Raw genomic sequence first — 24,541 nt, 5'->3', positions numbered from 1 at the left:
TGGATAGCGGATCGGGTCAAGCCTTCGCCGGCTGCCCCTCGGCAAAGCGGGCCTCGATCCAGGCCTGTGCCGCCACCCAGTCGTCGATGCGGGCATGGGCGGCGGGGGCGGCGGGTATGTGGACGGCAAGGTCGGGTTCGGCGACCATGTGCAGGCGGAAGACGCCCGGCGCGCTGTCGGCGACCGATTCGTGATGGACGGCAAGGTCGTCGACGAACACCGCGACGCTAGGAGTATATTCGGCCAGCAGCCGGGCGACCGGCGGGCCCTTGCCCCCCTGGTTGCAGTCGACGCGATGGACGATGCCATGGGTCGCCAGCTGCTCGATCCGGTGGGTGCGGCAATGGTCCTGCAGGTTGGTCAGGACGACGATATCGGCCTGCTGCGCCAGCGCCGCCAATGCTTCGCGCGCATGGGGCACGAGGGTCTGGCGTCCCATCTGATCGGGGAAGAAGCCGTCGAGCATCCCCCACATCTCGTCGCGTTCCAGCGTGGTGCCGTCGGCGCGGGTCATCGAGCTGGCAAAATCACCGCCGGCCATGTTGAAGTCGATCGCATGTTCCTCGCCCAGCCAGTGCCCGAAATGGCGGACCATGTGCAGCAGGACTTCGTCGCAATCGGTGATGAGCAGGGGTTTCATGCAGTCTCCAGTTCGGCGCGGGCGCGGACCAGGGCGGTCGGGGCCACGGCCAGCGCATCGGCACAGGCGATCAGGTCGGGTTCGTAACCCTCCAGATGGCCGAGCAGTTGCGCGAGGAAGGCGGGATCGCCGGCCCGCGCGCGCAGGTCGGCGGGGTCGATGCCGGTCAGCGCCAGGAACCTGTCGCGGCGGGTGTCGTCGCCGATCACCCAGACCAGCGCATGCAGGCCAAGCGTCGCCGCGTCTTCATTTGTTTCCGGCCTGCGCATCGCCTAGACAGCCTTTCGAACTTCCAACGGGATGCAAAGCGCGTGGCAAAAAGGGTACTCGTTGTCGAGGACAACGAACTGAACCTGAAGCTGTTCTGCGACCTGTTGCGCGCGCATGGCTTCGAAACCGAACCGGTGCGCGACGGACGCGAGGCAGTGGCAAAGGCGCGGGCGTTCCTGCCCGACCTGATCATCACCGATATCCAGTTGCCGCACATGACGGGGCTGGAACTGATCCAGATGCTGAAGGCCGATCCGCGCCTGCGCGCCGTGCCGATCATGGCGGTCACCGCCTATTCCGGCCGCGACGACGAGGACCGGGTGCGCGCGGCGGGGGCCAATGCCTATGTCACCAAGCCGATTTCGGTGGTGCGGTTCGTCGGTGAGGTGCGAGCGTTGCTGCCGGTCGAGGAGGTTCGGGGGGAGGATGGCGAATCGGGGGCGGACGATTCGCCCTTCCCGTCACCCCGGACTTGATCCGGGGTCCCGCTTTCCTCCGGTCGGCGTAGCAGAAGAAGAAGCGGGACCCCGGCGCAGGGCCGGGGTGACGATCGGGGGGCGTGCTGCCTGCCCCCTCACTCCCAATCCACCTTCGCCACCAGCATCGTCAGCAACGCCGCGAGCGCCGCCACGACCCAGAGCGACGCGAGGCCCAGCCAGTTCCACGCCAGCGCGCCGATCGTCACGCCGACGACGAAGCCCAGCCATAACAGCAGGTCGCGGCGCGGCCCGGGTGCGTCGCGCTCGCCCATCAGGCGGCGGGCCAGCCGCTGGCCGATTCGCACCAGCGTGCCGGTCATGTAGGTGAGGCCGATCCGCACCTCGCCATCGGGCGCGACGACGCCGTTCTGCGCGCCCATCGCAGCGGCGAGCAACAGCATGGCGAGGGTGAGCGGGGCGAAGGTCGACAGCGCCGCGCCGAGCGCGAGCAGGATCGTGACGAGGCCCATCACCGCCTCCGCCCGGCGCCCCTGCCCCAGCCGCTCGGCCGCGGCCGCACCCGCGATGGTGCCGAACATCGCCCCCGCCACGAACGACAGCACCAGCGCGGCGGCAATGGCCGACGCGCCGTTCCAGCCATGGGCAAGGCCGACGCCGAAGCGGGTCGAGTTGCCCGACATGAACGAGGCGAAGAATCCGCCAAGGCCGCTGAACGCCAGCGCATCGACGATACCCGCCAGACCGGCGAGCAGGACGGTGACGAGGGTGGCGGCGGGGGTAAGACGACGCATGGAATTCCTATTGCCCGATCGACGGGGGGCGGGGCAATGCCCCCTCGCCTATCGCCCATCCGTACGATAGCGAGGCGGGATGGTTCCCTCTCCGCAGGCGCTGGGGCAGATGCTCGGCGCACTCGACATGATCGGTATCGCGGTGTTCGCCGCGTCGGGCGCGCTGGCGGCGACGCGCGCGGCGCAGACGTTCGTCACCGCCGCGTTCTTCGCGCTCATCACCGGGGTCGGGGGCGGCACGGTGCGCGACCTGCTGATCGGTGCGCCGGTGTTCTGGGTACATGGCTCGCCGGTCGCGGCGATCTGTGTCGGGGTGGCGGGGCTGGTGTGGATCACGCCGCAGCATTGGTGGCGGGACAAGGCACTCGACTGGCTCGATGCCGCGGGCCTTGCCGCCTATGCCGTGTTTGGCGCGGCGAAGGCGCTGAGTTTCGGGGTCCCGCCGCTACAGGCGGGGATGATGGGGGTGCTGACCGCGTGCGTCGGGGGGATCATCCGCGACGTGCTGGCGGGCGTGCCGTCGATCCTGATGCGGCCGGAACTGTATGTGACGGCGGCAGCGCTGTCGGCGGGGCTGCATGTCGTGCTGGTCGCGTGCGGGCTGCCGCCGTTCGTGGCGGCGCTGCCGGCGGCGGCGGCGGGGTTTGCGCTCAGGGGCGCGGCGATCCGGTTCCGGATCGCGCTGCCGGCGTATCGGGGGAAGCGGTAGGGGTTTGCCTCTCCCCTCCTCCTTACCCGCCCCCGTTTGCTTCGAGCGTAGGTTAGAGCCTGTCGAGAACCGAAGTCGAGAAGGGGGTGCCACAAACTACCACGTTCTCGACGGACGCTTCTCGACAAGCTCGAAGCTGCTCGAACCGAACGGGGTGGATTGGGGTAAGGTAGCGCGAGACTACCCCCGCACCACCCCCGTCTCACTGAACGGCTTCGGTTCCCGCGGCGGTACCGCGCTGTCGTTCAGCTCGCATTGCCAGAAGCCGACATCGATCCAGCGGCCCTGCTTGAAGCCGATCTCGCGGTACACCCCGGCGCGGCGGAAGCCGACCGCCTCGTGCAGCGTGATCGACGCGTCATTGGGGAGCGACAATACGCCGATCGCCTGGGTAAAGCCCTGCGCGCGCAGCGTATCGACCAAGGCTTCGTAAAGCAGCCGCCCGGTGCCCTTCTGCTGCGCGCCGCCCGCCATGTAGATCGAGGTTTCGACGACATAGCGGTACGCCGGGCGGTCGCGGAACTTCGTTGCATAGGCATAGCCCAGCACCGCATCGCCATCCGCTTCGCCGGTGGTCGCGACCAGCCAGGGATAATAGCCGTCGCTGTGCGCCATCCGGCTGCGGATCGCGCGGGCGTCGGGGGCTTCGGTTTCGAACGACACCGTGCCGCCCAGCACATAGGGGGCATAGATCGCGGCGATGGCGGCGGCGTCCTCGCTCCGCGCGGGGCGGATCGCGATCATGCGAACCACCGCGCGACGATCAGGTCGAACAGCGACGCATCCTCCGCCGACGCCCGAACCGGCCCCAGCCCGGCACATTCGATGCAGCGCGCCTGAACGCCGGTCGGCGCGGTCAGCATCCGCCGCGCATCGCCCAGCGCCTGCGCCAGTACGGCCCGCTGTTCGATTGCCACGCGGCCGAGCATGTCGGTCGCCGCCTGGTCCGGCGCATCGCCGCGTTGCCGGTCGGCAAAGCCCTTCAGCGCCTTTTCAAGGGCTGAGGGTTCCTTTTCGAGATAGACGGTCTGCACCGTCGCCGGGTCGAGCTTGGCACGGTGCGCGGCCTCGGCCACCGCATCGCCCAGACTGCCGAAGCGGTCGACCAATTTAAGCTGACGCGCGGTGCCGCCGTCCCAGACGCGGCCCTGCCCGATCTGGTCGACGCGCGGCTGCGGCAGCTTGCGCGATTGCGCCACGAGGCCGGTGAAGCGGGCATAGATATGCTCGACCCCGCTCTGCATGATCGCGTCGAACGCCGGGTTGGTGCCGCGCAGCACGTCGGGCTGGCCGCTCAAGGGCGTGGTGCCGACGCCATCGGCCGACACGCCGATCTTCGACAGGCTGTTTTCGAACGTCGGGATGACGCCGAACACGCCGATCGACCCGGTGATGGTGTTGGGTTCGGCAAAGATCACGTCGCCCGGCGTCGACACCCAGTATCCGCCCGACGCGGCGAGCCCGCCCATCGACACGACCACCGGGATCTTGGCGACGTCCTTCGCCTGCAGGATCGCCTGGCGGATGCGTTCGGACGCCAGCACCGATCCGCCCGGCGAATCGACCCGGACGACCAGCGCCTTCAGGTTTTTGGTCGCGAGGCCATCGAGCAGCAGCTTGGCGATGGTGTCGCCGCCCGCCGTGCCCGGCTTCGCCTCGCCATCGACGATCGTGCCGGCGACGGTGATGACGCCGATCGCATCGCCCGAGGCCGATACCGGGTTGGCCGCCAGCCAGTTGGCATAGCTGATCGTGCGGAAGCTGCCCGCTGCCTTGCCGGCATCTTCACCCGCCAGCGCCGCGACGCGCTTGCCGAAGGCGACGCGGTCGCCGAGCTGGTCGACCAGCCCGCTCTTCAGATTGGCCTGCGCGACGTCGCCGCCCGCCGCCTGGATCACCGCTTCGGGACGGGTCAGGAATGCGTCGAGCTGCGCCTTGGGCCGGGCCTTCTGCACCGCCGAACGCCACTGGTCGAAGATCGCGCCGTACAGCGCCTGATTGGCGGCGCGGGCCGGTTCGGACTGGTCGGCGCGGGTGAAGGGTTCGACCGCCGACTTGAACTGGCCGACGCGGTAGACGTGGGCGTTGACGCCCAGCTTGTCGATCAGGCCCTTGTAATAAAGCTGCGGGCCGCCGGGGCCGCGAAACATCGTGCCGCCGAACGGATTTTGCCACACTTCGCTGGCGTTCGACGCGATGCGATAGCCGCCATCGGTGTAGAGCGTGGCATAGGCCAGCACCGGCTTGCCGCTGGCGCGAACGCGGGCGACGGCATCGCCGACCTCGGCCAGCGCCGCGGGATAGCCGCCGGTGAACTTGTCCATGTCGAGGACCACCGCCTTGACCCGCGTATCGCCCTTTGCGGTGTCGAGCGCGCGCACCACGTCGCGCAGCCGCAGTTCCTGTGCCGCCGGCTGGCCGCTGAGCAGCGCGACCGGATCGGCCTCGGCCGGTTGTTCGACGATCGATCCCGACAGGTCGAGCACCAGCGCGCCATCGGTGATGCGGGTGTTGGGCTTGGCCGACAGCGCGGCGAACAGCGCGCCGAAGAACAACAGCATCAGGAGCAGCACCAGGCCGTCCTTGATCCCGACCAGCAGCTTCCACGCACCCCGGACCAGTTTCACGGCAATTCCTTCGAGCTTATCGTCTAGCGATAAATAAGCGGATGGCCGGGGGAGTAAAGCACCGATGGCCCCGACCGGATACGAAAAGGCCCCGCACGCAACGCGCACGGGGCCGGTTGGACGACGACCGTGCGCGCGTCAGACGCGCATCGGCATCAAGACATAGAGCGCGGGCGAGGCGTCGTTCTCGCGGATCAGCGTCGGCGCGGCGGCGTCCGACAGGTGGACCTCGCACAGATCGCTGTCGATCTGGCCCAGAATGTCGAGCAGGTAGCGGCTGTTGAAGCCGATCTCGAACGGCAGTGCGGTATATTCGCCGGGGACTTCCTCTGCCGCCGCGCCGTTTTCGGGCGAGGTGACCGACAGGGTGATCTTGTCACGGTCGAGCGCCATTTTCACCGCGCGGGTCTTTTCGGTGGCGATGGTCGACACGCGGTCGACGCCGGCCATGAAGCTCTTCGGATCGAGCTTCAGCAGCTTGTCGTTCGCGGTCGGGATGACGCGCGAATAATCGGGGAAGGTGCCGTCGATCAGCTTGCTGGTCAGGATCGCCTGTCCCAGATCAAAGCGGATCTTGCTGCCCGACAGCGACACGCCGACCGACCCGTCGACTTCATCAAGCAGTTTGCGCAGTTCGGCGACGCATTTGCGCGGCACGATGACGTCGGGCATCTTGTCGGCGCCCTCCGGCCGCTCGACCGTCATGCGCGCGAGGCGGTGGCCGTCGGTCGCGGCGGCCTTCAGCACCGGCTTCCCGTTATCCTCGGCGACATGCAGGAAGATGCCGTTGAGGTAATAGCGCGTTTCTTCCGTGGAGATCGCGAAGCGGGTCTTGTCGATGATCGCCTTCAGCGTGGTCGCGGGCAGTTCGAACTGCGTGGGCAGCTCGCCTTCCGCGATCACCGGGAAATCGTCGCGCGGCAGCGTCGACAGGTTGAAGCGCGCGCGCCCGGCGACGATGGTCAGGCGGCCTTCGGCGGCCGACAGCTGGACCTGCGCGCCGTCGGGCAGCTTGCGCGCGATGTCGAACAGCGTGTGTGCCGACACGGTGATCGCGCCGGGCTGGTCGATCGCCGCGGCGATGGTTTCGTCGATCTGCAGGTCGAGATCGGTCGCCATCAGGCGGATGCTCGATTCGCCCGCTTCGATCAGGACGTTCGACAGGATCGGGATGGTATTGCGCCGCTCGACCACCGACTGGACGTGGCTGAGGCCCTTCAACAGGGTCGCGCGTTCGATCGTCGCCTTCATGATGTTCCCCCGCGCGGATGCGCATCGTAATCGAGGTCCGGCGGACTCGGCCGGCACCTCCTAAAATCCAATGCAGCCTGTCTAACGCAAAGAAAGGCCGGAGCAAGCTGCTCCGACCTTCCTCGCGTCCAAGTGGTTAGCACATGGTTAACGCGCTAACCCTGTTTGTTCATCAGAACCGGATGCCGACGCCGGCGACTACCTGGTGCCGGTCGGTGTCGATGTCGAACTGCGACGTGGTGCTGCCGTCGCGGAACTGGAAATCGGCGTTGTTGTAGTTCGAATAGCGATATTCGAGCTTGGCATAGGCGCGGCTGCCGATCGCCTGTTCGACACCGGCACCCAGGCGGTAGCCGTTCAGTTCATAGTTCTGGCGCGTGTCGACGCTGCCGTCGCTGGCGACGACGTTCAGACGGGCGTTGGTGTAGCCGCCCTTCACATAGGCGAGCGTGGTCGGCGCGACGAGCAGGCCGGCACGGGCACCGACATAGAGGTCGCGGCCGGTCTTCACGCTGCCGAAGCCGAAGAAGTTCGGATCGGTGCGCGCGGTTTCGACCTTGCCGGTCGATCCGGTATATTCGCCCTCGACCCCGATCAGGAAGTTGCTGAGCGCGAAGTCGTAGCCGGCGTCGACACCGTAGACCATGCCGTTCACGGTCTGGTTATCGCCGTCGAGGTCGCTATCCTGGGTGCTGCCCGCACGGATACCGTCATAGCCGGCCAGCGCGCCGACGCGGAAACCGGTGAAGGCGGGGTTCACGTCCTGCGCCAGCGCAGGGGTCGCCAGCATCGTGCCGGCAGCGGCAAGACCGAGGATGAGGGTACGCATACTAAAAACTCCATTGTCACCGCCCATGGTCAGGGCGCGGGGGATCAATGGACGGTTTGCCGGCACGTTGCATGAACCTCACCTAAACAGCGAAATCCGTTGCAATTGCGCAACACCGGCTTGAAAGCAGGATGATGACGACCCAATCCCCCGCCCCCCGCCAAGGCCGCGACTTCATCGCCCGGCATGGCGAGACGGTCTATAATATCGCGCAGCGGATGCAGGGCGATCACCTGCACACCCCGCTGACGCGCGCCGGCTTTGCCCAGGCGGAGGCGATGGGCGCGGCGCTGCGCGAGATGCTGGGTGCACGGCCGAAACTGACGCTGTGGGCGTCGAGCGCGGGCCGGGCGTTGCAGACGCTGGCGATCATCGCCGAGCATCTGGAGCTGGACTGGCACGCGGCGCATCGCGACGACCGGCTGGTCGAGATCGGCATGGGCGACTGGTCGGGCCGCTATTATCGCGAGCTGACCGGGGCGGATGCCGACTTCCTCGATGTCGAGGCGCGGCTGTACCGCCGCCCCGCGCCGGGTGGCGAATGGTATGATGCGATCGTCACGCGGGTGGGAAGCTGGGCGGCGGATACGGCGGACGATCCCGGCGACCGGCTGGTCATCATGCACGGCATGTCCAGCCGGGTGCTGCGCGGGGTGCTGACCGGCGCGCCGGTCGATCCACGCTTTGATGCGCCGATCGCCGACGATCTGCCGCAGGGGTCGATCGCGCTGATAGAGGGTGGGCGGGAGAGCGTGCCGCATGTCGGGCGCGGGCGGGCCTCGCTCGCCGCACCTGCTTGATCGCGCTGCTGCTGGCGGTGGCGGCACCGCAGGCGATCGGGATTCACCAGCGCTGGGGTGCGTTTCGGGGCGATGGCCCGACGCGCTGCTATGCGATCAGCCGCCCGGTGCAGGGCAAGACCGGCGCGCCATTCGCCAGCGTCGCGACCTGGCCCGGCGCGGGCGTGCGGAGACAGCTGCATGTGCGGCTGAGCCGGCCGAAGAGCGACCGCGCGCGCGTCGTGCTGACCATCGGCGAGCGGCGGTTCGACCTGACCGCCGGGCGGATCGATGCGTGGAGCCCGGATGCGGCGACCGACCGCGCGATCGTCGCGGCGATGCGCGGCGGGCGGTCGATGAGCGTCGAGAGCGTCGCCGCGAACGGGGCGGCGTTCGTCGATGTATATGCGCTGTCGGGGGCGGCGACGGCGATCGATGCGGCGGCGCTGGGGTGTTTGTAGGGGCCACCCGTCAACCAGGAAAGCGTGTCACCCCGGACTTGATCCGGGGTCCCGCTTTTTGCCCGCCGCCGCAGTAGAAGAAGAAGCGGGACCCCGGATCAAGTCCGGGGTGACGATGGTGTGGCGGGGCGATCGTGGGCCAGTGGAAATCCCACCCGAAATCGGCTATATCCCGCCGATGCTGACAGTATCGACGCCGCCCATGCCGATTCCCGGCCATGTCGACCCCGTGCCCGTGCCGCGCGGCCTTGCCCCGCGTCCCGATGGTCGCATCGATCTGGTTGGGCTGACCAAGCCGGAGATTCGCGCCGCGCTGGAAACGGCCGGCTTCGATGCGCGGCAGGCCAAGCTGCGCGCCAAGCAGCTGTGGCACTGGATCTACAATCGCGGCGCGACCGAGTTCACCGCGATGACCGACATCGCCAAGGCGCAGCATCCGGTGCTGGAAAAGCACTTCGTCGTCGGCCGGCCGGCGGTCAAGGAAGCGCCGGTGTCGACCGACGGCACGCGCAAATGGCTGCTCACCTCGCCCGACGGGCAGGATTATGAGATGGTGTTCATTCCCGACGCCGATCGGGGGACGTTGTGCGTGTCGAGCCAGGTCGGCTGCACGCTCAACTGCACCTTCTGCCACACCGGCACGATGCGGCTGGTGCGCAACCTGACCGCCGGCGAAATCGTCGGACAGGTCATGCTGGCGCGCGATTCGCTGGGCGAATGGCCGAGCCAGCCCGAGGGGCGGATGCTGACCAACATCGTGATGATGGGCATGGGCGAGCCGCTGTATAATTTCGATGCGGTGCGCGACGCGCTGGGTGTCGTCATGGACGGTGACGGCCTTGCCCTGTCCAAGCGGCGGATCACGCTCAGCACGTCGGGCGTGGTGCCGATGATGGCGCGCGCGGGCGCGGAGATCGGCGTGAACCTCGCGGTGTCGCTGCATGCCGTGACGAAGGAAGTGCGCGACGAGATCGTGCCCCTGAACCGCAAATACGGCATCGAGGAGCTGTTGCAGGCGTGCGCCGATTATCCCGGTGCGAACAATGCCCGGCGGATCACGTTCGAATATGTGATGCTGAAGGACAAGAACGACAGCGACGACGATGCGCGCGAACTGGTGCGGCTGCTGCGCAAATACCAGCTGCCGGCGAAGGTCAACCTGATCCCGTTCAACCCGTGGCCGGGTGCGCCCTACGAATGCTCGACGCCCGACCGCATCCGCGCGTTCAGCGATATCGTGTTCGAAGGCGGCATCTCCGCCCCCGTCCGCCGCACGCGCGGGCAGGATATCGGCGCGGCCTGCGGCCAGCTGAAGACGGCGGCCGAGAAGAAGAGCCGGGCGGAGCTCGATCGCGAGGCGGCGGAAGCGGCGGCGGCCTGATTCGAGCGGGGGCCTTCGCCTAAGCGAGAACCGCGCTCCGCGTCAGTCGATCGATGCGGCGCTGCGCTGCAGGCGGGCGAGCAGCCAGCCCAGCAGAATGGCGGCTTCGGCTTGGTCAACGCCGCCACCGAAGCGGACCGTTCGCGCCCCCAGGTCGAACCGGAGCAGGCCGGATCGGTCGAAGAACGGCGGGAAGTTGTTGCGCATACCGTCGAAAAAGCCGCGTGGCGCGACGCGCAGCCGGGCGAGGTGCGTAACCGGGAATCGGAGCGTTCGACGGAACGGTCCCGCGCGTCTCTCCACGAACAGATCGCCCTGCCGTAGTGCGATCACCTCATGCCCGATCGCCTGCCAAAGGACGGTCACGAGTGCGGCGAACCATCCCGCCGCCCAAGCGATCAGCCAGACCGCCAGAAAGGGGTCGCCGGTCGTAACGAATATCCCGATCACCGCGACACCGCCGATGCTCCATCCGCACAGCCAGAAGCTGGTGAAGAGCAGCACAAACCAGTTGCGGCGCGCCGGGATCACGATCCGCTCCCCTTCCCCGTCACGGACGATGCGATGCCGGTGCGGTCGCGGGGCGAGGGAGGGCGCGAAGAGCATGACGCAATGCTACCGCACCGACGGGCCTGCCGTCACCACCTCTCGACAGCACTCCCGCGATAGTATCTAGCGCAACGATGCTCGATGCGACCTCCCTTGCCCTTGCCGCCGGTGCCGGCGTGCTCGGCGGTGCGATGAATGCGCTGGCCGGGGGTGGCACCTTTGCGACGATGCCCGCACTCATCGGCCTGGGCCTGCCCGGATCGATCGCCAATGCGACCTCCAACGTCGCGTTGCAGCCCGGCGCGATCGCCAGCGCTTGGGCATTCCGCCGGGGGTTGGGGCCGCTGGGCGGGATACCGATCCGGGTGCTGGCCAGCATCACCTTCGTCTCCGGCCTGCTCGGCAGCCTGTTGCTGGTGTGGACGCCCAGCAGCCTGTTCGACGTAATCGTGCCGTGGCTGCTGCTGGTCGCGTTCCTCGCCATCGCGTTCGGGCGGCGGGCGGCGGACTGGCTGCACGACAAGGTGACGATCGGCCCGGCGACGCTGGTCGTGGCACAGGTGCTGCTGGGCATCTATGGCGGCTATTTCGGCGGCGGCGTGGGGATGATGGTCACCGCGACCTATGGCCTGCTCGCCGGGCAGAGCGTGAAGTCGATGGCGGCCCCGCGCACGCTGATGCTGGCGACGGCCAACAGCGCGGCGGCGATCATCTTTGTCGCGACCGGCATGGTCGCGTGGGCCGCGTGCGTGCCGATGATCGTGGGCGGCATTCTCGGCGGATGGCTGGGCGCGAAGCTGGGCGTGCGGCTGACGCCGGGGCAGATTCGCGCATGGACGCTGCTGGTCACGTTCAGCGTGACCGTCGTGTTCTTCGTCCGCGCCTACGGCTAACCCGGCCGGCGCATGTCGAAGCGTTCGCCCGGCTCGAAATAATCGCCCGCGCCGCCGCCGCGCAGGATCGGGCGGGCGCGTTCGGTGCGATAGATGCCGTCGTCGAGCAGCGCCGGGTCGATATGCACCTGCACCACCTCCCCCAGCACCAGCCAGGTGTCTATATCGCCGCCATGGCTGTCGCTCAGGCGGACGATCTGCGTCGTGCGGCATTCGAACTGGACCGGCGACCCGGCGACGCGCGGCGGGGCGACCATGGTCGAGGGCAGCGTGTCGAGCTTTGCCAGCGTGAACTCGTCCGCATCGGTCATCGCCGAGGTAGCGTTCATCGCCTCCGCCTGATGCCGGGTCGCGAGGTTCCACACGAACTCGCCCGTATCGCGGGCATTGGCCAGCGTGTCCTTCGCGCCCGTAGAGGCAAAGCCGATGATAGGCGGGCGATAGTTGAACGCGTTGAAGAAACTGTAGGGTGCGAGATTGCGTTTCCCCTCGGCCGACAGGGTGGAAATCCAGCCGATCGGACGCGGCGCGATGATCGCGTTGAACGGATCATGCGGCAGGCGATGGCCATCGGCCGGGGCATAGGAATGGAAATCGGTCATGGGGTTCCCCAACGCACGATCCGGACCAGGGGTGCAAGGCCCCTTCGCACCGGGCGCGTGGCGGCATAGGATGCGGCCATGACATCGCCAACGATCAAGCGCCATGCGCTGGCCACCCGGCTGTGGCACTGGGTCAATGCGGTCGCGGTCATCATCCTGATCGGCAGCGGGCTGATGATCCTGAACGCGCATCCCCGGCTCTATTGGGGGCGCTATGGCGCGAATTTCGACCATGCGTGGATTACGTTCGACCGGTTTCCGGGATGGGTGACGATCCCGCAGACGTACAACCTCGCGCTCGCGCGCAACTGGCACCTCACCTTTGCGCTGGTGCTGGGGTTCGGGCTGCTGGCCTATATGATCGCGAGCCTGCTCAATCGGCATTTCCAGCGCGATCTGGTGCTCAGGCGGCGGGAATTGTCGCCGCGCCACCTGCTGACCGACATCCGCGCGCATCTCGCCTTCCGCTTCCATGATCCGGAGGCGCCGGGCGACTATAACGTGCTGCAGAAGCTGAGCTATGTGCTGGTGATCTTTGGACTGCTGCCGCTGGTCATCGCGACCGGCATCACCATGTCGCCGGGGCTGAACGCGGCGTTTCCGTGGCTGCTGGAGCTATTGGGCGGGCGGCAGTCGGCGCGGTCGATCCATTTCCTTGCGGCCAGCGGCATCACGCTGTTCGTGATCGTCCATCTGGTGCTGGTGATCCTCGCCGGTGCGTTCAACGAGGTGCGCTCGATGATTACCGGTCGCTGGCGGGTACCCGAATGAGCCGGCTGATTTCGCGGCGCTCGGCGCTGGTGGTCGGGGCCGGCGGGCTGGTCGCGGCGTGCGACAAGGTGGCGCAGCTGCCGGCGGCGCAGACGCTGCTGGGCGGGGCGGAGGACGTCCATCGCGGGCTGCAGCGCGCGATCACCGCGCGCGACGCGCTGGCGGTCGAATATCGCCCCGAGCAACGCTCGCCGATCTTTCGCGCCAACGGGACCAACAATCCGAATACCGCCGATTACAACGCCCATGCCGCGAACCGTTTCGCCGACTGGCGGGTGTCGATCGACGGGCTGGTCGCGCGGCCGCTATCGCTGCGACTCGACCAGATTCGCTCGATGCCCTCGCGGCAACAAATTACCCGACACGATTGCGTCGAAGGCTGGAGCGCAATCGGCAAATGGACGGGCCCAAGGCTGTCACGGCTGCTCGACCTTGCGGGGTTGCGGCCGAACGCGCGCTATCTGGTGTTCCACTGCGCCGATGCGATCGGCGGGCGGCCCTATTATGAATCGATCGATCTGGTCGATGCCTTTCACCCACAGACGATCCTGGCGTGGGCGCTCAACGACCGGTTGCTGGGGGTGCCCAATGGGGCGCCGCTCCGCCTACGGGTCGAACGACAGCTGGGGTACAAGCACGCCAAATATGTGCAGCGGATCGAGGCGGTCGCGGCGCTGAGCGGGATCGCCGGGGGCAAGGGCGGCTTCTGGGAGGACGTCGCGGGCTATGACTGGTATGCCGGGATCTAGCGGACGGCGTCCTGCAACAAACGGCAGCGCTGGTGGCTCTGCATCCCCGCCTGCGCAGGGATACGGCGCATAGAAAAAGGGGCCCGCGTTGCCGCGAGCCCCCTTCCCTCACGCCGAAGCGTACCGATCAGTTGTCGGTGATGAACGACGGCAGGCCGGCGTTGCCGCCGTCTTCCTTCGACTCTTCACGACGCGGAGCGCGGTCGCCACGGTCGCGGCGCGGGCCACGGTCGCCGCCGTCGCGACGCGGGCCGCGATCACCGCCTTCGCCGCGCGGACCACGGTCGCCACGATCGCCGCCGTCACGACGGGGCCCACGCGGGCCACGGTCGCCGCCTTCGCGCGGTTCGCGTGCCGGACGCGAGTCTTCCAGCTCGGCACCGGTTTCCTGGTCGACGACGCGCATCGACAGGCGAACCTTGCCGCGCGGATCGACTTCGAGGACCTTGACCTTCACTTCTTGGCCCTCAGACAGGACGTCGGCGACCTTCTCGACCCGCTCGTTGCGGATTTCGCTGACGTGAACGAGACCGTCCTTGCCGCCCATGAAGTTCACGAACGCGCCAAAATCGACGAGGTTGACGACCTTGCCGTTGTAGATCTTGCCGACCTCGGCCTCTTCGACGAGGCCCTTGATCCAGTTGATCGCGGCTTCGATCTGCGCCGGATCGCTCGACGACACCTTGATGACGCCCTCGTCGTCGATGTCGACCTTCGCGCCCGTCGTCGCGACGATCTCGCGGATCACCTTGCCGCCGGTGCCGATCACTTCACGGATCTTCGACTTGTCGATCGTGAAGGTTTCGATGCGCGGCGCGTGCGCCGACAGCTCGCCACGGGTTTCGCCCAGCGCCTTGGCCATTTCGCCGAGGATGTGCGCGCGGCCTTCATTCGCCTGCGCCAGGGCGACCTTCATGATCTCTTCGGTGATCCCGGCGATCTTGATATCCATCTGGAGCGAGGTGATGCCTTCGCTGGTGCCGGCCACCTTGAAATCCATGTCGCCGAGGTGATCCTCGTCGCCCAGGATGTCGCTGATGACGGCATAGTCCTTACCTTCAAGGATCAGGCCCATCGCGATGCCCGACACCGGACGCTTCAGCGGAACGCCGGCATCCATCATCGACAGCGAACCGCCGCACACCGTCGCCATCGACGACGAACCGTTCGACTCGGTAATGTCCGACAGGACGCGGATCGTGTAGGGGAACTCGTCCTTGGTCGGCAGGACCGGGTTCAGCGCGCGCCATGCGAGCTTGCCGTGACCGACTTCGCGACGCCCCGGCGCACCGAAGCGACCGACTTCACCGACCGAATAGGGCGGGAAGTTATAGTGCAGCATGAAGCGTTCGTAGTGCAGGCCGTTCAGCCCGTCGATCATCTGCTCGGCGTCCTTGGTGCCCAGCGTCGTGGTGCAGATCGCCTGCGTTTCGCCGCGGGTGAACAGCGCCGAACCGTGGGCGCGCGGCAGGAAGTGGACCATCGCCTCGATCGGGCGAACCGTCTTCGTATCGCGACCGTCGATGCGGCGGCCGTCCTTCAGGATGGCGGTGCGGACGATCTCGGCTTCCAGCTTCTTCACGAGCTTCAGCGTGCCGAGATAGGCGGCCGGATCGGTCTCCTTCAGCTCGGCATAGGCTTCGCGCGCCTTGGTGCGGGCGTCGTTGATCGCGTTCTGGCGGGCCTGCTTGTCGGTCAGCTTGTAGGCTGCCGTCAGGTCCTTGCCGATCAGCGTCTTCAGCTTCTTCTTCGCGGCCGACTGGTCGGCGACGGGAGCCAGCTCCCACGGGTCCTTGGCGGCCTGTTCAGCGAGGTCGATGATGCAGTCGACGATCTTCTTCGACGCGTCATGGGCGAACACGACGGCGCCCAGCATGACCTCTTCCGACAGCTCCTTGGCTTCGGATTCAACCATCATCACGGCGTCACCGGTGGCGGCGACGACGAGATCGAGCTCGCCTTCCTTCACCTGGTCCAGCGTCGGGTTCAGGATGTATTCGCCGTCGACATAGCCGACGCGCGCGGCGCCGATCGGGCCCATGAACGGCACGCCCGAAATCGTCAGCGCGGCCGACGCGGCGATCATCGCGACGATGTCCGGCTCGTTTTCGCCGTCATAGCTCAGCACCTGGGCGATGACGTTGATTTCGTTATAGAAACCTTCGGGGAACAGCGGGCGGATCGGGCGATCGATCAGGCGGCTGGTCAGCGTTTCCTTTTCGGTCGCACCGCGCTCACGCTTGAAGAAGCCGCCGGGGATGCGACCCGCGGCCGAATACTTCTCCTGATAGTGGACGGTCAGCGGGAAGAAGTCCTGCCCCTCCTTGACCGAGCGGGCGGCGGTTACCGCGCACAGCACCACGGTTTCGCCGAGCGTCGCGATGACCGCGCCGTCGGCCTGACGCGCCACGCGGCCCGTTTCGAGGGTCAGCATCTTGCCGCCCAGGTCCATGGTGCTTTTCTTGATATCGAACATGTCGTTTCCTTCGCGTCCGGCGGCCCTATGCGCGCCGGGGCAGCTTGGGTGGCGAACCACCCCTTTGGTCAGGCCGTTTCGGCCCGGTGTCCCGTGTCGCCGGATTGCGACGGGACGGCTTGGCCGGATACCCGGTCGCCAAGCCTATACCCCGTTTTGCGGGGAATTGGGTGGCGGATTTTGTGCCGCCCCACATGGAAAAAGGGCGGCCCGTCGGACCGCCCCTTTGTCGTTACTTCCGAAGCCCGAGCTTCGCGATCAGCGTCGTATAACGCTCCGCGTCCTTCTTCTTCAGATAGTCGAGCAGCGAACGCCGCTTGTTGACCAGCATCAGCAGACCGCGACGCGAATGATTGTCCTTCGCATGGGTCTTGAAGTGCTCGGTCAGGTTCTGGATGCGGGTGGTCAGGATCGCAACCTGGACTTCCGGCGAACCGGTGTCGCCTTCGGCGCGGGCATGCTCCTGGATCAGGGCCTGACGGTTTTCAGCAGTGATCGACATCGTAATCCTTTCTATTCGAGGTTGAAGCCGCGCACGACACGGGTTTCCCCGTCGAGGGTTTCGACCAGCGCCACCGGCACATCGTCCAATGTCGCAAAGCCCAGACCGTCGTCCGCTGCAAACCCGATCAGTCGAAGCCCCTTGCGGAGCCGCCCTGCCTGATCGGGGTCGAGGGACAGAGCCGGGATGTCGTCCAGCCCCGCCCCCAGTGGCAGGAGCGTTTCTTCAAGCGCGTGGCCCTTACCCAATTCCGCCAGTTTGTCCAGCGAAATGGCCGATTCGAGGGTGAACGGGCCTGCTTTGGTGCGGCGGAGCATGGTGACATGGCCGACCGTGCCGAGCGCCAGGGCGATGTCGCGGGCGAGGGAGCGGATATAGGTGCCCTTCGAGACGAAGGCGCTGAGGGTGATTTCCTCCAGCTCCTCCCCGCTCGCGGGGAGGGGGACCGCCGGCGCAGTCGGGGGTGGAGGGGGATTGCCGCTGGCGGAGCGTTCGTGGACACCCCCCTCCACCATGCTTTGCATGGTCCCCCTCCCCGTGCCGGGGAGAATCTGGAGATCGAACACCGTCACCTTCCGGGTCGCAAGGACGACTTCCTCGCCCTTGCGGGCAAGATCATAAGCCCGCTCACCATCGACCTTCAGCGCGGAGTAGATCGGCGGCACCTGTTCGATTGGCCCGGTGAAGCGCGTCAGCACCGCTTCGACATCGGCCAGCGTCGGCCGCACTGGCGATTCGGCGATCACCTTGCCCTCAAGGTCCAGCGTATCGGTCTGCGCCCCGAAGCGGATCGTGAAGTCATAGCGCTTCGACGCATCGAGCATCCGCCCGGCAAGCTTCGTCGCCTCGCCGATCGCCACCGGCAGCACGCCGGTCGCCAGCGGGTCGAGCGTGCCGCCATGGCCGACCTTGTGCTTGCCATAGCCGCCCTCGCGCAGCGCGCGCTTCACCGCCGACACGATCTGCGTCGATCCCGGCCCCAGCGGTTTGTCGATGATGATCCAACCGTGCATCAGCGCATCGCCTCGCAAAAATGGCGGCGGCACAGCGCGACATAGCGGTCATTGCCGCCAATCTCGGTCTGTTGCCCGTCGCGTACCGCACGACCTTCGCTGTCGACGCGGAGATTCATCGTGGCCTTGCGACCGCAGGTACAGACCGACTTCAGCTCGATCAGCGCATCGGCGATCGCCAGCAGCCGCGCCGATCCTGCGAACAACGCGCCGCGAAAATCGGTGCGCAGGCCATAGGCGAGGACCGGCACGCCGAGGTCGTCGGCCACCTGCGCCAGTTGATCGACCTGGGCCGCCGACAGGAACTGCGCCTCATCGAGCAGCACGCAGCCGACCGCGTGCTGGCGGTGCTTTGCGGCAATGCTTTCGAGCAGGTCGGTGTCGGCATCGAACGGCGTCGCCGGCGCGGACAGGCCGATTCGCGAGCCGATCGTCCCTGCCCCCTCACGCGTGTCGATCGCGGCGGTGAACAGCATCGTCGTCAGCCCGCGCTCGCGATAGTTGAAATCGGCCTGCAGCAGCGTCGTCGATTTACCCGCATTCATCGACGCGTAATAGAAATAGAGCTTGGCCACTCAGTCCTCGGTCCCGCCCTCGTCGCCGCTACCTTCCAGATCGCGCGCGACCTTGGGATCGCGTAACAGCTGCTCGATGCGCGTGCCTTCGTCGAAGCTCTCGTCGATCAGGAACTTGAGTTTCGCGGCGTATTTCAGGTTCACCCGCCGCGCGACCTCCGACTGGAGATAGGCGGTGTTGGTGCGCAGCGCCTTCAGCACGATCTGTTCGTCCTTCCCGAGCAGCGGCTTCACGAACACCGTCGCATGGCGCAGGTCGGGCGACATGCGGACTTCGGTGACGGAAACAAGATGCTTTTCCAGCACGTCGTCATGCACGTCGCCGCGCGCGAGGATTTCGGACAGGATGTGGCGGACCTGTTCGCCGACGCGCAGCAGGCGGACGGAGCGGGTTTCGGGCGTGGTGTCTGACATGATCTAACCGAATTGACAGTGGAACCAGTGGCTGTCGAGTCGCTGGCACCAGATGGTGGTGTTGCCGAAGACGTTTCGAATGTAGGCAGCGACCGGCCCGCCATTCCATCCGCGCGCTTCGGCCATGCGGTCGGTCGGGTCATGGACGATGGCCCTGCCGTTGACGGTCGGGAAAGCCCGACGCGGCCCGGCCCGCTCGACGATCGCGACACCCGCCGGCACCGCACCACCGGACAGCGCCCGGTCGAACGCGGCACGCTCCGACCGCAGCAGCCACCACGACGGCACGACATGCGACCAGTAGAGCGCATGACTGGCCAGGAACCCGGCAAAGGGTAGCGCGACGATCGGCACAAAGGCCGGCAACAAGGCCGGTATCCCCGCTGCGCGTAGCCGCCAGCTGCGCACCAGTCCGTCGATCACCAGCCCCAGCCAGCACAGCGCCAGCAGAACCACGACGACGGGTATCGCCCAATAGGACAGGAGATTGGCGACGAACAATGCCGCCGCCCCGCCGATCACCCACGCAACCGCAAAACGGAGCCGGGAGCGGAGGGTGGCGGCAAGGGTTGCCCCCTGCCGCCCGTCACTCACAGCGTGCGATCGCGCAGTTCGACTTCGTAGGTTTCAAGGAAGTCGCCCGCCTTGATGTCGGTGAAGTTCTGCGTGAACGTGACACCGCATTCCAGACCGGCGCGCACTTCGGGAACATCGTCCTTGAAGCGACGCAGCGACGCGATCTCACCCTGGTAGATGATGACGTCGTTGCGCGTGATGCGTGCCTTGAGCGCCTTGCGGATGATCCCTTCGACCACCAGCAGACCCGCGGCCCGACCATGCTTACCCGCCGAGAAGACCTCGCGGATTTCGGCGCGGCCGACGACGGTTTCGAACGCTTCCGGACCCAGGGTACCGGCCATGCCCGCGCGGATATCGTCGGTCAGCGTGTAGATGACGTCGTAATATTTCAACGCCACCTTGTTCCGCTCGGCGATCTCGCGTGCCTTGGCATTCGGACGGGTGTTGAAGCCGATGATCGGCGCACCCGATGCCGCTGCCAGCGTCACATCGCTCTCGGTGATGCCGCCCACGCCCGAATGCAGGATGCGCACCCGGATATCGTCGGTCGAAATCTTGTTGAGCGACCCGACGATGGCTTCGACCGACCCTTGCGTGTCGGCCTTCACCACCAGCGGATATTCGATCGCCTGCTTCGACTTGAGCGCGGAGAACATGCTCTCAAGGCTGGCCGGCGCCTGGGTCGTGCGCTTCTGGAGCAGCACGCTCTGGCGATATTCGGCGACCTCGCGGGCACGGCCCTCGCTCTCGACGACCTGCAGCGGATCACCCGCCATCGGCACGCCCGACAGGCCCAGCACCTCGACCGGGGTCGAGGGGCCGGCTTCCTTCACCTGACGTCCCTTGTCGTCGATCAGCGCGCGGACCTTGCCGCTTTCCGCGCCGACCACGAACACATCGCCGACCCGCAGCGTACCGCGACGGACCAGCACGGTCGCGACCGGGCCACGGCCCTTGTCGAGCTTCGCCTCGATCACGCTGCCTTCGGCGGCGCGGTCGGGGTTGGCCTGCAGTTCGAGCAGTTCGGCCTGGAGCTGGATCTTCTCGATCAGCTCCTGCAGGCCGGTCTTCTTGAGCGCCGACACTTCGACGTCCTGGGTTTCGCCGCCCATTTCCTCGACCTGCACGTCATGTTCGAGCAGGCGTTCGCGGATGCGCTGCGGGTTCGCCTCGTGCTTGTCGACCTTGTTGATCGCCACGATCATCGGCTTGCCGGCGGCACGCGTGTGATGGATCGCCTCGATCGTCTGCGGCATCAGCCCGTCGTCGGCAGCGACCGCGAGGATCACGATATCGGTCACGTCGGCACCGCGTGCGCGCATTTCGCTGAACGCTTCGTGGCCGGGCGTGTCGAGGAAGGTGATCTGCGACTTGTCCTTCATCGTCACCTGGTAGGCGCCGATGTGCTGGGTGATGCCACCGGCTTCCCCGCGCACCACGTCCGTACCGCGCAGCGCGTCGAGCAGCGAGGTCTTGCCGTGGTCGACGTGACCCATGATCGTGACGACCGGCGGACGCGGACGCAGCGATTCCACCGCATCCTCGACCGTGTCGAGCGCGAGGTCGATGTCCGAATCGCTGACGCGCACGATGTTGTGGCCGAATTCGGTGACCAGCAGTTCGGCGGTGTCCTGATCGATCGTCTGCGTCATCGTGACGGGCGAACCCATCTTGAACAGCATCTTGACCAGGTCCGCGCCCTTTTCCGCCATGCGGTTGGCGAGTTCCTGCACGGTGATCGTTTCCGGCACCTGCACGTCGCGGACCTGCTTGATCTGCGGTTCGCGCGGGCCGCCAAAGCCACGCTTTTCCTTTTCACGGGCGCGCTTCAGCGCGGCGAGGCTGCGCGAACGCGCCCCGTCGTCGCCAAGGGCACGGGTGACGGTCAGCTTGCCCGACTGGCGACGATCGTCACCCTTGCGGTCACGCGACGGTGCGGCACCGCGCGCCGGTTCGTTGCGACGCGGAGTCGCCTGACCGGTGCCCGACGGGGTCGGACGCGCGGTCTGGCCACCGGCGGCGGGACGGGCGGCCGGAGTCGCAGCAGCGGCGGCGGCAGGCGCGGGGGCCGGCTCGGGCTTGGACTGCGGCTTCGGGATTTCCGGACGCTGTACCGGGGTAAAGCGACGCGGCGCCGGCCGGTTGGGATCGGCGGTCAGGATGATCGGCTGCGGCGCGGGGGCCGGAGTCGGGGCCGGGCGCGGTGCGGGCTTGGCCTGCACCGGTGCCGGGGCGGGCTTTGCCTCGACCGGCGCGGGCGCGGGGGCAGGCGTCGGCGCCGGGGCCGGCGTTTCCGCGACCGGCGTCGGTGCGACCGGCGCAGGCGTCGGTTCGGGCGCGGGCGTCGGTGCGGCTTCAACCGGCTTCGGCTCGGGTGCCGGAGCAGGTGCGGGCGTTTCCACGACAGGTGCCGGGGTCGGCTCGGCGGCGGCGCGCGCCTTTTCCTCGACGCGGGCACGCTCGGCCTCGGCGGTTTCCCGCGCGATCCGTTCGTCGCGACGACGATGTTCCTCGGCCGCGTTCATGCGTGCCTCTTCGGCCTCGCGCAGCAGCTTGGCCTGCAGTTCGAGCCGCGACAGGCCGGCATTGGCATTGCTGCTGGCGGCGGGACGGGGAGCGGGTGCTGCCGGAGCAGGTGCCGGTGCACGCTGCGGGGCGGGTGCCGCCGCTGCTGCCTCGGGCGCAGCCTGCTGCTCGCCGCCCTGCTGTTCCTCGCCGGGACGGCCGAGCACACGGCGGCGCTTCACCTCCACGACCACCGTATTGGAACGGCCGTGGCTGAAGCTCTGCTTCACCTTGCCGGTCTCCACGGTGCGCTTGAGGCCGAGCGGCGCGCGGGTGCCCAGCTTCGGCTTGTCGTTGTCGATGTCGCTCATCCGGTTACTCAGAGTCCTGCTTCAATTGGTCGACGCCCAGGTGACCGGCATCGTCCATGCCGGAAAATTGCGCGGTCGATGCGCCCTGCGAAGGTGTTTCGCAAGCCGCAGGGATAGGTTCGGGTCCGATAAAGTGCAGCCAGCGGGACAGCGCGTCATTGGCTCGCTGTGCCGCTCGTGCGTCGGTCAGGCCGACATGTACCACATTTTCGCGCCCAAGCGCCAATGACAATATGGTGCGTGGGACCGGCAATGCCAATCCCCTGCGCCCCGATCCTTCGTCATCGGTGCCGACACGCCATGCCTGGGCCAGTTTTCCGGCGCCGTCGGGTGCGGCGTCGGAGGCATGGTACAGCGCGTACAGCTTGCCGCTGCGCGCCGATTTCTCGATGGCGGTGCCGCCGATCACGACATAGCCCGATTTCGCCTCCAGTCCCAGCCGGTCGAGCGCATGACGCCGCAGCGCATCCTCGATCCGCTGCGGCAGGTCGGCGGGAATCGCCAGCGTCGCGCCCTTGAACGCGCGCGCCAGTGCACCCTTCAGCTTGCCCTTGGCCATCGCCGTTTCCAGCTCGGCACGGGTCACGCCGATCCACGCGCCACGGCCGGGGGCCTTGGCACGGACATCGGGCAGGATGTCGCCATCCGGCGACAGGGCAAGCCGCACCAGCCCATCGCGTGAGCCATGCTCACGCGACAGGATGCAGCTGCGCTCCGGGCCTTCGGTCAGCCGCGCGGTGTCATTGTTCGGATTCCGCAACGGCGTCCTCCGAAGTCTCTGCTGCAACGTCCTCATCGGCGAACCAATGGGCACGGGCGGCCATGATGATCTCGCTGCCCTGCTCGTCGCTCAGGCCATATTCGGCCAGGATGCCACCCTTGGGCGCTTCGCGCTTCGGGGCGTCGTCGCCGCGACGGCGGGGTTCGGCCTTCTTCTTCTCGACCAGCTCGTCGGTCGCCAGGTCGGCCAGGTCGTCGAGCGTCTTGATGCCCGCCTTGCCCAGCGTGACCAGCATCGCTTCGGTCAGGTACGGCAGTTCGGCCAGCGCATCCTCGACGCCGAGCGCGGTACGCTCTTCGCGCGATGCCTGTTCGCGACGCTCCATCGCTTCCTGCGCACGGCTCTGCAGCTCTTGCGCGAGGTCTTCGTCGAAGCCTTCGATGCTCGCCAGTTCGTCGATCTCGACATAGGCGACCTCTTCCAGCTCACCGAACCCTTCGGCGACCAGCAGCTGTGCCAGCGTCTCGTCGACGTCCAGTTCCTTCTCGAACATGCCCGAGCGTTCGACGAATTCCTTCTGCCGCTTTTCCGACGCATCGGCTTCGGTCAGGATGTCGATCGCCTTGCCGGTCAGCTGGCTTGCCAAGCGGACATTCTGGCCGCGACGACCGATGGCAAGGCTCAACTGATCATCGGGAACGACGACCTCGATCCGGTCCTCTTCCTCGTCCAGCACCACGCGCGCCACGTTGGCGGGCTGAAGCGCGTTGACGACGAAGGTCGCGGTGTCGGGCGACCACGGGATGATGTCGATCTTTTCGCCCTGCATTTCCTGCACGACGGCCTGCACGCGGCTGCCCTTCATGCCGACGCAGGCGCCGACCGGATCGATCGAGCCGTCATGCGAAATGACGCCGATCTTCGCGCGCGAACCCGGGTCGCGGGCGGCGGCCTTGATCTCGATGATGCCGTCGTAGATTTCGGGCACTTCCTGCGCGAACAGCTTCTTCATGAAGTCGGGGTGCGCGCGGCTGAGGAAAATCTGCGGCCCGCGGTTTTCACGGCGGACGTTCAAGATCAGCGAGCGGACACGGTCGCCGACGCGGACCGCTTCGCGCGGAATCTGCTGGTCGCGGCGGATGACGCCTTCGGCACGGCCAAGGTCGACGACGACGTGGCCGAATTCGACGCGCTTGACGACGCCGGTGATGATCTCACCCTGGCGATCCTTGAACTCTTCGAATTGGCGCTCGCGCTCGGCGTCGCGGACCTTTTGCAGGATGACCTGCTTCGATGCCTGCGCCTGGATGCGGCCGAACTCGATCGGGGGCAGCGGGTCGACGATATAGTCGCCGACGACCGCGCCCTTCTGCAGCCGCTGCGCGTCCTTCTCGCCGATCTGCTTGAAATGGTCGTCGACCAGCTCGGTGACTTCCAGCACGCGCCACAGGCGCAGGTCGCCGGTGTTCGGATCGAGCTTCGCGCGGATGTCGTTTTCCGAGCCATAGCGGGTCTTGGCGGCGCGCTGGATCGCGTCTTCCATCGCCTCGATCACGATGGCCTTGTCGATCATCTTTTCCGATGCGACCGCATTCGCGATCGCGATCAGTTCCGCCCGGTTGGCGGTGACGGCGGTGGCCATG

General features: G+C 67.1%; 25 protein-coding genes and 1 pseudogene. 8 read left to right on the top strand and 18 right to left on the bottom strand.

Translation table 11 applies throughout. From position 1 onward, the window contains the following. Nucleotides 1-16: 16 nt before the first annotated feature. Together ASE67_RS05020 and ASE67_RS05015 are read right to left on the bottom strand one after the other, a co-directional pair. Nucleotides 17-640: a hypothetical protein gene (locus tag ASE67_RS05020; RefSeq protein WP_055757445.1), complete on the bottom strand. Its 624-nt coding sequence runs from the start codon at nt 638-640 to the stop codon at nt 17-19. Beyond that, nucleotides 637-909, bottom strand: coding sequence for a DUF3572 domain-containing protein (locus ASE67_RS05015; RefSeq protein WP_055757442.1), 273 nt, complete (start codon nt 907-909; stop codon nt 637-639). The genes ASE67_RS05020 and ASE67_RS05015 overlap by 4 nt, the downstream gene beginning before the upstream one ends. Nucleotides 910-951: 42 nt before the next feature. Here ASE67_RS05015 and ASE67_RS05010 point away from each other — a divergent pair. After that, nucleotides 952-1,311, top strand: a pseudogene (locus ASE67_RS05010) (response regulator); the annotation flags it as partial. Nucleotides 1,312-1,484: 173 nt separating this feature from the next. Here ASE67_RS05010 and ASE67_RS05005 read toward each other — a convergent pair. Next, nucleotides 1,485-2,141, bottom strand: a complete 657-nt coding sequence (locus ASE67_RS05005; protein WP_055757441.1) for a YoaK family protein — start codon at nt 2,139-2,141, stop codon at nt 1,485-1,487. Nucleotides 2,142-2,220: 79 nt separating this feature from the next. Between ASE67_RS05005 and ASE67_RS05000 the strand changes: the two genes are divergently transcribed. Next, nucleotides 2,221-2,850 (top strand): trimeric intracellular cation channel family protein, encoded by a 630-nt coding sequence (locus ASE67_RS05000; RefSeq protein ID WP_055757438.1) that lies wholly within the window; start codon nt 2,221-2,223, stop codon nt 2,848-2,850. A gap of 180 nt (nt 2,851-3,030) precedes the next feature. Here ASE67_RS05000 and ASE67_RS04995 read toward each other — a convergent pair whose 3' ends face one another. From ASE67_RS04995 to ASE67_RS04980, 4 genes are all read right to left on the bottom strand, one after another. After that, nucleotides 3,031-3,594: a GNAT family N-acetyltransferase gene (locus ASE67_RS04995; RefSeq protein WP_055759152.1), complete on the bottom strand. Its 564-nt coding sequence runs from the start codon at nt 3,592-3,594 to the stop codon at nt 3,031-3,033. Next, on the bottom strand, nt 3,591-5,477 hold the full coding sequence (gene sppA, locus ASE67_RS04990; protein ID WP_055757436.1) for a signal peptide peptidase SppA: 1,887 nt from the start codon (nt 5,475-5,477) through the stop codon (nt 3,591-3,593). Before sppA ends, ASE67_RS04995 begins: the two co-directional genes overlap by 4 nt. A gap of 138 nt (nt 5,478-5,615) precedes the next feature. Continuing rightward, a complete protein-coding gene (dnaN, locus tag ASE67_RS04985; RefSeq protein WP_055757434.1) occupies nt 5,616-6,728 on the bottom strand; it encodes a DNA polymerase III subunit beta in 1,113 nt (370 codons plus the stop codon). A gap of 172 nt (nt 6,729-6,900) precedes the next feature. Continuing rightward, nucleotides 6,901-7,557 (bottom strand): outer membrane protein, encoded by a 657-nt coding sequence (locus ASE67_RS04980; RefSeq protein ID WP_055757432.1) that lies wholly within the window; start codon nt 7,555-7,557, stop codon nt 6,901-6,903. A gap of 134 nt (nt 7,558-7,691) precedes the next feature. Between ASE67_RS04980 and ASE67_RS04975 the strand changes: the two genes are divergently transcribed. The 3 genes from ASE67_RS04975 to rlmN all read left to right on the top strand — a co-directional run bounded on the left by ASE67_RS04975 (nt 7,692) and on the right by rlmN (nt 10,178). Next, nucleotides 7,692-8,357 (top strand): histidine phosphatase family protein, encoded by a 666-nt coding sequence (locus ASE67_RS04975; protein WP_055757431.1) that lies wholly within the window; start codon nt 7,692-7,694, stop codon nt 8,355-8,357. Further along, nucleotides 8,354-8,797: a hypothetical protein gene (locus tag ASE67_RS04970; protein ID WP_055757430.1), complete on the top strand. Its 444-nt coding sequence runs from the start codon at nt 8,354-8,356 to the stop codon at nt 8,795-8,797. Before ASE67_RS04975 ends, ASE67_RS04970 begins: the two co-directional genes overlap by 4 nt. Nucleotides 8,798-8,975: 178 nt before the next feature. Continuing rightward, entirely contained in the window at nt 8,976-10,178 is a 1,203-nt protein-coding gene (gene rlmN / locus ASE67_RS04965; protein ID WP_055759149.1) for a 23S rRNA (adenine(2503)-C(2))-methyltransferase RlmN, read from the top strand. A 42-nt stretch (nt 10,179-10,220) separates the two neighbouring features. Here the strand turns inward: rlmN and ASE67_RS04960 are convergent, their stop codons facing one another. Then, nucleotides 10,221-10,784: a hypothetical protein gene (locus tag ASE67_RS04960; protein WP_055757428.1), complete on the bottom strand. Its 564-nt coding sequence runs from the start codon at nt 10,782-10,784 to the stop codon at nt 10,221-10,223. Between the two features lie 77 nt (nt 10,785-10,861). On the opposite strand from ASE67_RS04960, the gene ASE67_RS04955 reads away from it, so the two are divergent. Continuing rightward, a complete protein-coding gene (locus tag ASE67_RS04955) occupies nt 10,862-11,620 on the top strand; it encodes a sulfite exporter TauE/SafE family protein (RefSeq protein WP_055757426.1) in 759 nt (252 codons plus the stop codon). On the opposite strand, the gene ASE67_RS04950 is transcribed toward ASE67_RS04955, so the two are convergent. Further along, nucleotides 11,617-12,222, bottom strand: a complete 606-nt coding sequence (locus ASE67_RS04950) for a flavin reductase family protein (RefSeq protein WP_055757424.1) — start codon at nt 12,220-12,222, stop codon at nt 11,617-11,619. The two genes, ASE67_RS04955 and ASE67_RS04950, sit on opposite strands and share 4 nt — an antisense overlap. Before the next feature lie 78 nt (nt 12,223-12,300). Here ASE67_RS04950 and ASE67_RS04945 point away from each other — a divergent pair, with 78 nt between their 5' ends. Then, nucleotides 12,301-12,993: a cytochrome b/b6 domain-containing protein gene (locus ASE67_RS04945; protein ID WP_055757422.1), complete on the top strand. Its 693-nt coding sequence runs from the start codon at nt 12,301-12,303 to the stop codon at nt 12,991-12,993. Then, on the top strand, nt 12,990-13,742 hold the full coding sequence (locus tag ASE67_RS04940; RefSeq protein ID WP_055757420.1) for a molybdopterin-dependent oxidoreductase: 753 nt from the start codon (nt 12,990-12,992) through the stop codon (nt 13,740-13,742). Before ASE67_RS04945 ends, ASE67_RS04940 begins: the two co-directional genes overlap by 4 nt. A 127-nt stretch (nt 13,743-13,869) precedes the next feature. Here the strand turns inward: ASE67_RS04940 and pnp are convergent, their stop codons facing one another. The 9 genes from pnp to nusA form a co-directional block, all read right to left on the bottom strand. Next, nucleotides 13,870-16,218: a polyribonucleotide nucleotidyltransferase gene (gene pnp, locus ASE67_RS04935; protein WP_055757418.1), complete on the bottom strand. Its 2,349-nt coding sequence runs from the start codon at nt 16,216-16,218 to the stop codon at nt 13,870-13,872. A 232-nt stretch (nt 16,219-16,450) separates the two neighbouring features. Further along, nucleotides 16,451-16,720, bottom strand: a complete 270-nt coding sequence (rpsO, locus tag ASE67_RS04930; RefSeq protein WP_055757416.1) for a 30S ribosomal protein S15 — start codon at nt 16,718-16,720, stop codon at nt 16,451-16,453. Between the two features lie 11 nt (nt 16,721-16,731). Further along, nucleotides 16,732-17,733 carry a tRNA pseudouridine(55) synthase TruB gene (gene truB / locus ASE67_RS04925; protein ID WP_055757413.1) on the bottom strand — a complete coding sequence of 334 codons (1,002 nt, stop codon included), beginning with the start codon at nt 17,731-17,733 and terminating at the stop codon, nt 16,732-16,734. Further along, a complete protein-coding gene (locus ASE67_RS04920; protein WP_055757411.1) occupies nt 17,733-18,308 on the bottom strand; it encodes a thymidine kinase in 576 nt (191 codons plus the stop codon). Before ASE67_RS04920 ends, truB begins: the two co-directional genes overlap by 1 nt. Continuing rightward, nucleotides 18,309-18,722 carry a 30S ribosome-binding factor RbfA gene (rbfA, locus tag ASE67_RS04915; RefSeq protein ID WP_055757409.1) on the bottom strand — a complete coding sequence of 138 codons (414 nt, stop codon included), beginning with the start codon at nt 18,720-18,722 and terminating at the stop codon, nt 18,309-18,311. 3 nt (nt 18,723-18,725) lie between these two features. Beyond that, entirely contained in the window at nt 18,726-19,316 is a 591-nt protein-coding gene (locus ASE67_RS04910) for a hypothetical protein (RefSeq protein ID WP_156348522.1), read from the bottom strand. Beyond that, entirely contained in the window at nt 19,313-22,177 is a 2,865-nt protein-coding gene (infB, locus tag ASE67_RS04905) for a translation initiation factor IF-2 (protein WP_055757405.1), read from the bottom strand. Before infB ends, ASE67_RS04910 begins: the two co-directional genes overlap by 4 nt. Nucleotides 22,178-22,181: 4 nt before the next feature. Next, nucleotides 22,182-22,973 carry a DUF448 domain-containing protein gene (locus tag ASE67_RS04900; protein ID WP_200922173.1) on the bottom strand — a complete coding sequence of 264 codons (792 nt, stop codon included), beginning with the start codon at nt 22,971-22,973 and terminating at the stop codon, nt 22,182-22,184. After that, a complete protein-coding gene (nusA, locus tag ASE67_RS04895) occupies nt 22,918-24,540 on the bottom strand; it encodes a transcription termination factor NusA (RefSeq protein ID WP_055757403.1) in 1,623 nt (540 codons plus the stop codon). The genes ASE67_RS04900 and nusA overlap by 56 nt, the downstream gene beginning before the upstream one ends. Nucleotide 24,541: the final 1 nt, after the last annotated feature.

Source organism: Sphingomonas sp. Leaf23 (assembly GCF_001421585.1).
Taxonomy (GTDB): domain Bacteria; phylum Pseudomonadota; class Alphaproteobacteria; order Sphingomonadales; family Sphingomonadaceae; genus Sphingomonas.
The sequence above is the reverse complement of the archived record's forward strand: the minus strand, read 5'-3'. Positions and strand labels throughout refer to the sequence as shown.

Bases quoted from the DNA above. Each gene is read 5' to 3' on its own strand.
- ASE67_RS04975 (WP_055757431.1), top strand. From the start codon at position 7,692: ATGACGACCCAATCCCCCGCCCCCCGCCAAGGCCGCGACTTCATCGCC.
- ASE67_RS05020 (WP_055757445.1), bottom strand. From the start codon at position 640: ATGAAACCCCTGCTCATCACCGATTGCGACGAAGTCCTGCTGCACATG.
- ASE67_RS04980 (WP_055757432.1), bottom strand. From the start codon at position 7,557: ATGCGTACCCTCATCCTCGGTCTTGCCGCTGCCGGCACGATGCTGGCG.
- rbfA (WP_055757409.1), bottom strand. From the start codon at position 18,722: ATGTCAGACACCACGCCCGAAACCCGCTCCGTCCGCCTGCTGCGCGTC.
- rpsO (WP_055757416.1), bottom strand. From the start codon at position 16,720: ATGTCGATCACTGCTGAAAACCGTCAGGCCCTGATCCAGGAGCATGCC.
- ASE67_RS04950 (WP_055757424.1), bottom strand. From the start codon at position 12,222: ATGACCGATTTCCATTCCTATGCCCCGGCCGATGGCCATCGCCTGCCG.
- ASE67_RS04945 (WP_055757422.1), top strand. From the start codon at position 12,301: ATGACATCGCCAACGATCAAGCGCCATGCGCTGGCCACCCGGCTGTGG.
- infB (WP_055757405.1), bottom strand. From the start codon at position 22,177: ATGAGCGACATCGACAACGACAAGCCGAAGCTGGGCACCCGCGCGCCG.
- pnp (WP_055757418.1), bottom strand. From the start codon at position 16,218: ATGTTCGATATCAAGAAAAGCACCATGGACCTGGGCGGCAAGATGCTG.
- ASE67_RS05005 (WP_055757441.1), bottom strand. From the start codon at position 2,141: ATGCGTCGTCTTACCCCCGCCGCCACCCTCGTCACCGTCCTGCTCGCC.
- dnaN (WP_055757434.1), bottom strand. From the start codon at position 6,728: ATGAAGGCGACGATCGAACGCGCGACCCTGTTGAAGGGCCTCAGCCAC.
- ASE67_RS04960 (WP_055757428.1), bottom strand. From the start codon at position 10,784: ATGCTCTTCGCGCCCTCCCTCGCCCCGCGACCGCACCGGCATCGCATC.
- rlmN (WP_055759149.1), top strand. From the start codon at position 8,976: ATGCTGACAGTATCGACGCCGCCCATGCCGATTCCCGGCCATGTCGAC.
- ASE67_RS05015 (WP_055757442.1), bottom strand. From the start codon at position 909: ATGCGCAGGCCGGAAACAAATGAAGACGCGGCGACGCTTGGCCTGCAT.
- ASE67_RS04900 (WP_200922173.1), bottom strand. From the start codon at position 22,973: ATGAGGACGTTGCAGCAGAGACTTCGGAGGACGCCGTTGCGGAATCCG.
- ASE67_RS04940 (WP_055757420.1), top strand. From the start codon at position 12,990: ATGAGCCGGCTGATTTCGCGGCGCTCGGCGCTGGTGGTCGGGGCCGGC.
- ASE67_RS04995 (WP_055759152.1), bottom strand. From the start codon at position 3,594: ATGATCGCGATCCGCCCCGCGCGGAGCGAGGACGCCGCCGCCATCGCC.
- truB (WP_055757413.1), bottom strand. From the start codon at position 17,733: ATGCACGGTTGGATCATCATCGACAAACCGCTGGGGCCGGGATCGACG.
- ASE67_RS05000 (WP_055757438.1), top strand. From the start codon at position 2,221: ATGGTTCCCTCTCCGCAGGCGCTGGGGCAGATGCTCGGCGCACTCGAC.
- ASE67_RS04955 (WP_055757426.1), top strand. From the start codon at position 10,862: ATGCTCGATGCGACCTCCCTTGCCCTTGCCGCCGGTGCCGGCGTGCTC.
- nusA (WP_055757403.1), bottom strand. From the start codon at position 24,540: ATGGCCACCGCCGTCACCGCCAACCGGGCGGAACTGATCGCGATCGCG.